Raw genomic sequence first — 7,910 nt, 5'->3', positions numbered from 1 at the left:
GGCCGGAGGGGGGCGTGGGGCCGGGGCGCGGCGCGAGGCCGGGGCGCAGTGCGCGGGCGATGCGCAGCAGGGAGTCGGTGTCGCCGTAGCTGCCGGGGCGGGTGACGACGCGGCGGCCGTCGGGGGTGCGGGAGCGGACGGCGCCGTGGTGGATCTGGTCGAGCGGCAGGAGTTCGCGGATGGCGAGTGCGTCGAGGACCCGGCGGGCGGTCTCGCCGCCGGTCAGGACGAGGTCGCTCTCGTGCGCGGCCTCGGCGACCGCGTGGGCCAGGCCCACGGCGAGGCCGCGGGCCGCGCCGGGGTCGACGGCCTGGGTGCCGTCGATGCTGACCACGGTGACGCCGTGTGGCGCCCGGCCAACTCCTGTACGGATGTTCAGGGTTGGCCGGGTGGAGCGGTCTGTGAGGGTGTGCGCGGGCAGCGGCACGTGGCGCGCACCGGCCGCGACGAGTTGCGCGATCTGCGCAACGGCGGTCGGTTCGGCGGTGCCGACCACGACCAGCAGGGGTCTCGGCGGGGTGCCGTCGGGGGCCGGTGCCACGTCGTCGGCTCGGGCTGGACCGGGCGTGTCCGTTCCGGTGGGATGGTGCCGGTCGGCTTGCGTGGAACGGTCGGCGTCCCTTCCCGGGAGCCCGGCCCCGACCCCTGCTCGGGCCACCTGGGCAAGCCTGCGTCCGAGTGCCGCCGCGAGCCCGCCCGTGCCCATCAGGCGTATCCCCGGGCCGAGTCGCAGCGCCGCCTCGGCGATCGCGTCGAGGTCGGCGTCCGTCTCCGCATCGCACACCGGGTGGTACCCCTCGGCGACGACCGCCCGAAGCCGGTCGTGCAGCGCGGGCTCGGGCGCGCGCACCGTCGCCAGTGGCACCACCCGCGTCGGTACGCCGCCCAGGGCGGCCCCCACCGATACGGGCGCCGCGCCCGGCTCCGCACGCCAGGCGTCGGTCGTGTGCAGGGTGGTGCCGTGCAGGTTGACGACGCCTTCACGGACGGTACGGCCGGCCACGGGCAGCGCGGGTGCGATCACGACACCCCTGGCACCGGTCGCGTAGGCGACCGCCTCGGCGGCGAGGTTGCCCCGCAGCAGCGAGTCGATCTTCTTCAGGACCATGCCTCCGTCGGCGTATGCCAGCGCGGCCCGTACCGCGCTCGCCGCGTCCGCCGGGGGCAGCTGCCGGGTGTCGAGGTCCAGTACGACCGACTCGCCGTGACGGGGCCGTGCCGTGGCGGGGCCCAGCAAGATCCGTCCGCGCAGGCCGAGCGCGGCGGCGACCTCGGCGGCGCCGGACAGGTCGTCCGCGAGGGCGAACACGCGGGGCGGGAGCACCGTGCGGGTGGTGCGGGACACGCGGACCTCCTTCGGGGGTACCTGTTCGGACGGTCCGGACAGGCGGACGGCCTCGGCGCCGATGATGGCACAGCTTGCGCGAAGTGCGCGAGACCTCTTGCGCACTTCGCGCAGTCGTGCCACCTTTTCCGGCGCGACACCTGTTCGTCGCCCGGTGTCGGGCGGCGTCAGCGAGAGCCGGTCGCCCTCCAGAATCCGAGAAGGTCGACGATGACCCCAACTCCTCACCTCTTTCCCCCGCCCGGACCGCCCAGCCGCCGGACCGTACTGCGCTGGGGCGCCCTCGGCGGCACGGGCGTCGCGCTCGGTCCGCTGTCCGCCTGTGCAGGACCCACCGGAGCACCCGGCCCCGGCACACTCACGCTCGGTCTGAACCGTTCGCTGGTGAGTCTCGACAACAAGCTGAACCAGTTCGACGCCGCGGTGACCGTGCAGCGCGCCGTACGCCAGGCGCTCACCTGGATCGGCCCGGACCTGCAGCCCCAGCTCGTTCTCGCGGACCGGTTCGAGATGACCGCTCCCACCGCGTGGAGCGTGCGACTGCGCGAAGGTGTCCGCTACTCGGACGGCAGCCCCGTCACCGTCGAGGACGTGGACACGGCCCTGCGCATGTACGGCGAGGTCAACGGCTCTTTCCTGCTCGGCCTCTTCCCCGAGATGCCGACCGTCGAGGCCACCGGCGAGCGCACCTTCCTCCTGCGTACCGAACGCCCCGTGCCTGTGCTCGACCGGCTGATGGCCAACATCCACATCACCCCGGCCAAGGCCAACCGGCCCGAGGAGCTCCAGTCGGGGCTCGGCTCGGGCCCGTACCGCGTCGTCAGCGCGAACGGCGGTGCGGGCGAGTACACGCTGGCCCGCAACACGGAGTACTGGGGGAAGCAGCCGCCCGTCGACAAGGTCCGGGTGCGGTTCGTGCCCGAGGAGTCCAGCCGGGTCATCGCCCTGCGCAGCGGTGAACTGGACGTCGTGGACACCCTCACCCCCGACTCCGCCGAGCAGCTCGCCGGCCTGCCCGGCGTCGCCGTCCAGGAGACCCCCGGCGTCCGCATCTGCCAGCTCTTCTACAACTTCCGCAAACCCAAGGGGCATCCGCTCGCCGACGCGCGCGTGCGCCACGCGCTCACCTACGCGATCGACGGCGAGTCCCTGATACGCGACGTCCTCATCGACTCCGCCGAGGCGGCCGAGGGAGTCGTACCGCTCGCGCTCCAAGGGGCGGTACGTACGGGCACGTACGCCTACGACCCGCGCAGGGCCAAGGCACTGCTCAAGTCGCTGGACGCCGAGGACCTGCGGATCACGATCATGTGGGAGTCGGGCGAGTTCGCCGGCGACACGTCCGTGATGGAGGCCGTCATCGACATGCTCAAGGACGTCGGCGTACGCGCCTCACTGCGGCAGTTCGAGCCCGGCGGCGACATCCTGAAGTGGCGGCAGGGACGCGGCGGCGACTGGGACGTCATCGGCAACGGCTTTCCCGGCACGACCGGCCAGGCGCTCACCTCCCTCCAGGGCATGTACGGGGGCACGGCCGAGAAGGAACGCACCCGCGACACCTACATGGGCTACGTCATCCCGCGCATCGAGCGGCAGCTCTCCGACGCCGCGACCGAGACGGACGCCGCCGAACGCGACAAGAAGCTGGCCGCGCTCCAGCACGCCGTCTGGGACACCTGGCCCAGCCTGTGGGCGTTCGCGCCCAAGACGCTGCTCGCGCGCCGCGACCGCGTCCAGGGCCTGGCGCTCCAGCCGGTCAACTCCTATGACCTGACCGCCGTACGGCTGGAGGGCTGAGCCGTGCCGACGTATCTCGCCCGCCGCATCGGGCAGAGCCTGCTGACCGTGTTCCTCACGCTCACCACCGTATTCCTGCTGGTGCGGCTCGCGCCCGGCGATCCCGCCTCCGCGTACGCCGCCCCCAGCGCGACCAGCGCCGATCTCGCCCGCATCCGCGAGCAGTTCGGCCTCGACGAGCCACTGTTCGTCCAGTACGGCTACTTCGTCCGCGACCTCTTCACCGGGGACCTCGGTACGAGCTACTCCTTCCACTCCCCCGCGCTCGACGTGGTCCTGGACCGGATGCCGTACACGATCACGCTCGCCGTCTCCGCCATCGCGGTCACGACACTGGTCGCCGTGCCGCTCGGTGTGTGGATGGCCCGACGCGCCGACACGCGCAGGGAGTTGGGCGCGAACGTGCTGACCATCGCCGGTCAGTCGATGCCGGATTTCTGGACCGGAGTGATGCTGCTGACCGTCTTCGCGGTTCTGGTGCCGGTCCTTCCCGCGTCCGGCTTCACCTCGTGGAGCGGTCTGGTGCTGCCGACGGTGACCGTGGCCGTGCTCCAACTCGCCCTGATCTCACGGCTGGTACGCCGCGAGATGTCCACCGCCCTGGCTTCCTCGTACGTCACGGTCGCCCGCTCCCGGGGCGTCTCGGAGTCCGCGCTGACCTGGCGCTACGCGCTCGCGAACTCCTCGGTGCCGCTGGTCACCGCGCTCGGCACGCGCTTCGCGGCGCTGCTGAACGGTGTGGTGGTGGTCGAGGTCGTCTTCGGCTGGCCGGGGGTCGGCTCCCTCGTCGTACGCGCCCTGGAGACCCGCGACTATCCGCTCATCCAGGCCACCGTGCTGGTCACCGCGACCCTCGCGATCCTCGTCCAACTCCTCGTCGACCTGGCCTATCCGCTGCTCGATCCGCGGGTACGCCTCGGAAAGGCGGCCTGAGCCATGAGTACCGCCGTAGGTACCAGGCGGCCCAGTGCCGTCACCGCCCGCGATCTCGCCCGGGCCACCGCGACCCGGCAGCGGCGCGGCGCCCGTTTCAAACTGTGGGCCGGGGCCGTGTGCACCGCGCTCGTCGTCCTGCCCGTCGCCCTCGCCGGACTGCTGCCGCTCCCCGGGGCCAACGCCCAGGACCTGTCGCGGCGGAGGCTGCCGCCGCTGAGCGAGGGCCATTTGTTCGGGACCGACCAGCTGGGCCGCGATCTGCTCTCACGGATTCTGCACGGGGGCCAGGTCTCGCTGACCGTCGGCGTACTCGCCGTGCTGGTCTCCGGTCTGATCGGAATCGCGGCCGGCTCGGCGGCCGGGTTCTTCGGCGGCTGGGTCGACGCGCTCGTCTCCCGGTTCCTGGAGGCCCAACTCGCCCTGCCCCTCCTGATGATGCTGCTTCTCGTGGTCGCCCTGTTCGGACCGTCCGTCACCGTCATCACCTGTGTGATCGCGGTCGCGCAGTGGCCGGAGGTGGCCCGGCTGACCCGCTCACTCGTCCTCGTCGAGCGCGAGAAACCGTACGTCGCCGCCGCACGCGTCCTCGGACTGCGCTCCTGGTCGGTCCTCGTACGGCATGTGATCCCCAACGTCGTGCGCCCGGCGAGCCTCGTCGTCCTGCTGCTGCTCGCGCAGGCGGTGCTGCTGGAGAGCGCGCTGAGCTTCCTGGGCGCGGGCCCGCAGCGGCCGTTCGCGACCTGGGGACGGATCATCTCGGACGGCCAGGACTACATCACCACCTCGTGGTGGCTGGTGACTCTGCCGGGACTGGTCATCGTGGTGCTGGTGGTCGGGGTCAACCTGCTCGGGGACGGGCTGCGGGACCGTACGCGCACCGGGTCGCGTGCCCGCCTGCGGAAGGGAGCCTGAGCCATGGCCAAGGACACACCGCTGCTCGACGTGGCGGACCTGCAGGTCGAACTCATCACCGGGCAGGGCGTGGTGCGCGCGGTCGACGGGGTGACGTTCACCGTCCGCCGGGGCGAGACCGTCACCCTGATCGGCGAGTCGGGGTCGGGGAAGTCGACCACGGCGATGGGCGTGCTGCGGCTGCTGCCCGAGGGCCTCGCCGTGCTGTCGGGGAGCGTCCGGATAGCCGGGCGGGACGTCGTGGCCGATCCGGACGCCGCGCGTGCGGTGCGCGGGCGGACCGTGTCGCTGATCCCGCAGGATCCGATGACGGCCCTGAGTCCCGTGCACACGATCGGCCGTCAGCTGGGCGACGCGCTGCGGCTGCGCCATCCGGAGCTGACGCGAACCGAGGCCCGGGACAAGGGAGTCGAGCTTCTCGGGCGGGTGCGCATCTCCGAGCCCGAGACCCGCTGGAAGGCGTATCCCCACCAGTTCTCCGGCGGCATGCTGCAGCGCATCCTCATCGCGACCGCGCTCGCCGCCGAACCGGAGCTGCTGGTGGCGGACGAGCCCACCTCCGCGCTGGACGCCACCGTGCAGGCGAGCGTCCTCGATCTGCTGATGGAGCTTCAGGAACACACCGGTATCGGGATGTTGATGATCACGCACGATCTGGGGGTGGCGCGGCTCGTCTCCGACCGTATCCATGTGATGAAGGACGGGCGGTTCGTCGAGTCGGGCTCCGCCGAGGAGATCGTCGAGCGTCCGGCCGAGCCGTACACCCGTGAGCTGCTCGCCGCCGTGCCGCGCCTCGGCACGTGGGACGAGGACGAGAGCAGTTACGGCGACGGCGACGGGCGGATCGAACCCCTGGTGCAGGGAGCAACGTCATGACCGACAACACCGCCGTCGCCGACGGGACCGAGGGGAGCGACGGGACCGCCGCCGACAGCGCCTCGGCAGCCGGGCCCCTGCTCTCCGTCGAGGACCTCGTCGTCGAATACGCGACCGCGCAGGGGCCGTTCAAGGCTGTCGATGGGGTCGACTTCCAGGTGCCGCGCGGGGGTTCACTCGCCGTGGTGGGCGAGTCCGGCTGCGGCAAGTCGACCCTCGCCCGGGCCCTCGTCCGGCTGCTCAAGCCGGTGAGCGGCCGGATCGTCCTGGACGGCACCGACATCGCGGCCCTGCCCGAGCGGCGGCTGCGTCCGCTGCGGCGGCGGGTGCAGATGGTCTTCCAGGATCCGTACGGCTCGCTGGATCCCCATCTCACCGCTCAGCAGATCGTCGCCGAGCCGCTGCGGGTGGCCGGTGTCTCCGACCGGGTCCAACGCGCCCGACGTGCGGCCGAGTTGATCGACCGGGTCGGCCTGCCGTCCTCCGCTCTGGAGCGGCGACCGCCCGAGTTCTCCGGTGGCCAGCGGCAGCGCATCGGCATCGCGCGGGCCCTCGCTTCGCGGCCCGACCTCCTCGTCTGCGACGAGGCGACGTCCGCCCTCGATGTCTCCGTGCAGGCCCAAGTACTGGATCTGCTGCGGGAGTTGCAGGCGGACACCGGCATCGCCTATCTCGTCATCGCCCACAACCTCGGTGTCGTCCGGGAGATCAGCACCGACGTGGTGGTGATGCGCGCGGGCCGGGTCGTCGAGAGAGGGGCGACGGCCGCCGTGCTTGCCTCGCCCGCCGACCCGTACACCCGCGCGCTGCGCCGCGCCTCCCTCGACCCGACCACGATCCGGGGTGTGAAGCCCCGGGCGGTTCTGTCTGCCGCCGCTCCCGACGCGGCTTCTCCGTCTTCTCCGGCCGCCGTGGCTTCTGCGTCGCCCACTGCTCCCGCTACTCCCCTTGCTCCCGCTACTCCCTCATCGGAAGGAAATCGCTCGTGACCACCGGCATCACCCTGCCGAACATCCCAGTCCCGCTCTCCCGGCTCGTCCTCGGCACCATGACGTTCGGCGACACCGTGGACGCCGCCGGAGCGGCAGCCATGCTCGATGCCGCGCTCGACGCCGGCATCACCGGGGTCGACACGGCCAACGGCTACGCGGGCGGCGAGAGCGAACGCATCCTCGCCGGGCTCCTGCCGGGCCGCCGTGACCGGATCGTCCTGGCGACCAAGGCCGGGATCCCGCACCCCGACCAGGGCGAGCACGCCCCACTCTCCGTCGCCGGACTGCGGGCCGCACTCGAGGGCAGCCTCAAGCGGCTCGGCACCGACTCGGTCGACCTCTTCTACCTCCACCAGCCCGACCGTGCGACACCGCTCGCCGAAACCCTCGCCACCGTCGCCGAGTTCGTCGCCGAGGGCAAGATCCGCGCTCTCGGCGTCTCCAACTACGCGGCCTGGCAGATCGCCGAACTCGTGCGCACCGCCGAGGAGGTGGGCGCGCCGCGTCCCGTCGTCGCCCAGCAGCTGCACAACCTGCTCGCTCGCCGCATCGAGGAGGAGTACGTCGAGTACGCCGCCGTGAGCGGCCTGCGCACGATGGTCTACAACCCGCTCGGCGGGGGCCTGCTCACCGGTCGGCACCGCTTCGAACAGGCCCCGGATTCAGGGCGGTTCGGGGATTCCAGGGTCGCCGCGATGTACCGGGAGCGCTACTGGGACGAGCGTCTCTTCTCCGCGGTCGACCGGCTCGCCGCCGTGGCGGACGCCGCGGGCATGCCGCTCACCGATCTCGCGCTGCGCTGGCTCCTGAGCCGCGAATCCACCGACGCGTTGCTGCTCGGCGGGTCGAAGACCTCGCATCTGCTGGCCAACATCGCCGCGGCGGGGGCCGGTCCATTGCCGGCCGATGTGATGGCGGCGTGTGACGAGGTCGGGGTGGGGTTGCGGGGACCGATGCCCGCGTACAACCGGTGACCGCCGCCCGGTTGTCCCGTCGACAGGCAGCACTCCGGGTGCGGGCCGTCCGTGGCCGGCCGCACAGTTCCCCGCGCC

At 72.2% G+C, this 7,910-nt stretch carries 7 protein-coding genes; 6 read left to right on the top strand and 1 reads right to left on the bottom strand.

The features are described from left to right. A partial coding sequence (locus AOK17_RS26325) for a four-carbon acid sugar kinase family protein (protein ID WP_063997291.1) occupies nt 1-1,345 on the bottom strand: 1,345 nt, incomplete at its 3' end. A 210-nt stretch (nt 1,346-1,555) separates the two neighbouring features. On the opposite strand from AOK17_RS26325, the gene AOK17_RS26320 reads away from it, so the two are divergent. Genes AOK17_RS26320 through AOK17_RS26295 form a run of 6 tightly spaced genes read left to right on the top strand, consistent with a single transcriptional unit; the run spans nt 1,556 to nt 7,832 of the window. Then, nucleotides 1,556-3,142 (top strand): ABC transporter substrate-binding protein, encoded by a 1,587-nt coding sequence (locus tag AOK17_RS26320; protein WP_055615028.1) that lies wholly within the window; start codon nt 1,556-1,558, stop codon nt 3,140-3,142. 3 nt (nt 3,143-3,145) lie between these two features. Further along, complete coding sequence (locus tag AOK17_RS26315) at nt 3,146-4,075, top strand: ABC transporter permease (protein ID WP_055615027.1); 930 nt, start codon at nt 3,146-3,148, stop codon at nt 4,073-4,075. 3 nt (nt 4,076-4,078) lie between these two features. Beyond that, complete coding sequence (locus AOK17_RS26310; protein ID WP_055615026.1) at nt 4,079-4,990, top strand: ABC transporter permease; 912 nt, start codon at nt 4,079-4,081, stop codon at nt 4,988-4,990. A 3-nt stretch (nt 4,991-4,993) separates the two neighbouring features. After that, nucleotides 4,994-5,866, top strand: coding sequence for an ABC transporter ATP-binding protein (locus tag AOK17_RS26305; protein ID WP_055615025.1), 873 nt, complete (start codon nt 4,994-4,996; stop codon nt 5,864-5,866). Beyond that, on the top strand, nt 5,863-6,855 hold the full coding sequence (locus tag AOK17_RS26300; protein WP_055615024.1) for an ATP-binding cassette domain-containing protein: 993 nt from the start codon (nt 5,863-5,865) through the stop codon (nt 6,853-6,855). Before AOK17_RS26305 ends, AOK17_RS26300 begins: the two co-directional genes overlap by 4 nt. Further along, nucleotides 6,852-7,832, top strand: coding sequence for an aldo/keto reductase (locus tag AOK17_RS26295; RefSeq protein WP_107102503.1), 981 nt, complete (start codon nt 6,852-6,854; stop codon nt 7,830-7,832). The genes AOK17_RS26300 and AOK17_RS26295 overlap by 4 nt, the downstream gene beginning before the upstream one ends. Nucleotides 7,833-7,910 lie beyond the last annotated feature (78 nt).

Source organism: Streptomyces phaeochromogenes (assembly GCF_001418655.1).
Lineage (GTDB): Bacteria > Actinomycetota > Actinomycetes > Streptomycetales > Streptomycetaceae > Streptomyces > Streptomyces phaeochromogenes.
Note: the sequence above shows the minus strand (reverse complement) of the source record. Positions and strands in the feature narration are given on the sequence as shown.

Bases quoted from the DNA above. Each gene is read 5' to 3' on its own strand.
- AOK17_RS26320 (WP_055615028.1), top strand. From the start codon at position 1,556: ATGACCCCAACTCCTCACCTCTTTCCCCCGCCCGGACCGCCCAGCCGC.
- AOK17_RS26310 (WP_055615026.1), top strand. From the start codon at position 4,079: ATGAGTACCGCCGTAGGTACCAGGCGGCCCAGTGCCGTCACCGCCCGC.
- AOK17_RS26305 (WP_055615025.1), top strand. From the start codon at position 4,994: ATGGCCAAGGACACACCGCTGCTCGACGTGGCGGACCTGCAGGTCGAA.
- AOK17_RS26300 (WP_055615024.1), top strand. From the start codon at position 5,863: ATGACCGACAACACCGCCGTCGCCGACGGGACCGAGGGGAGCGACGGG.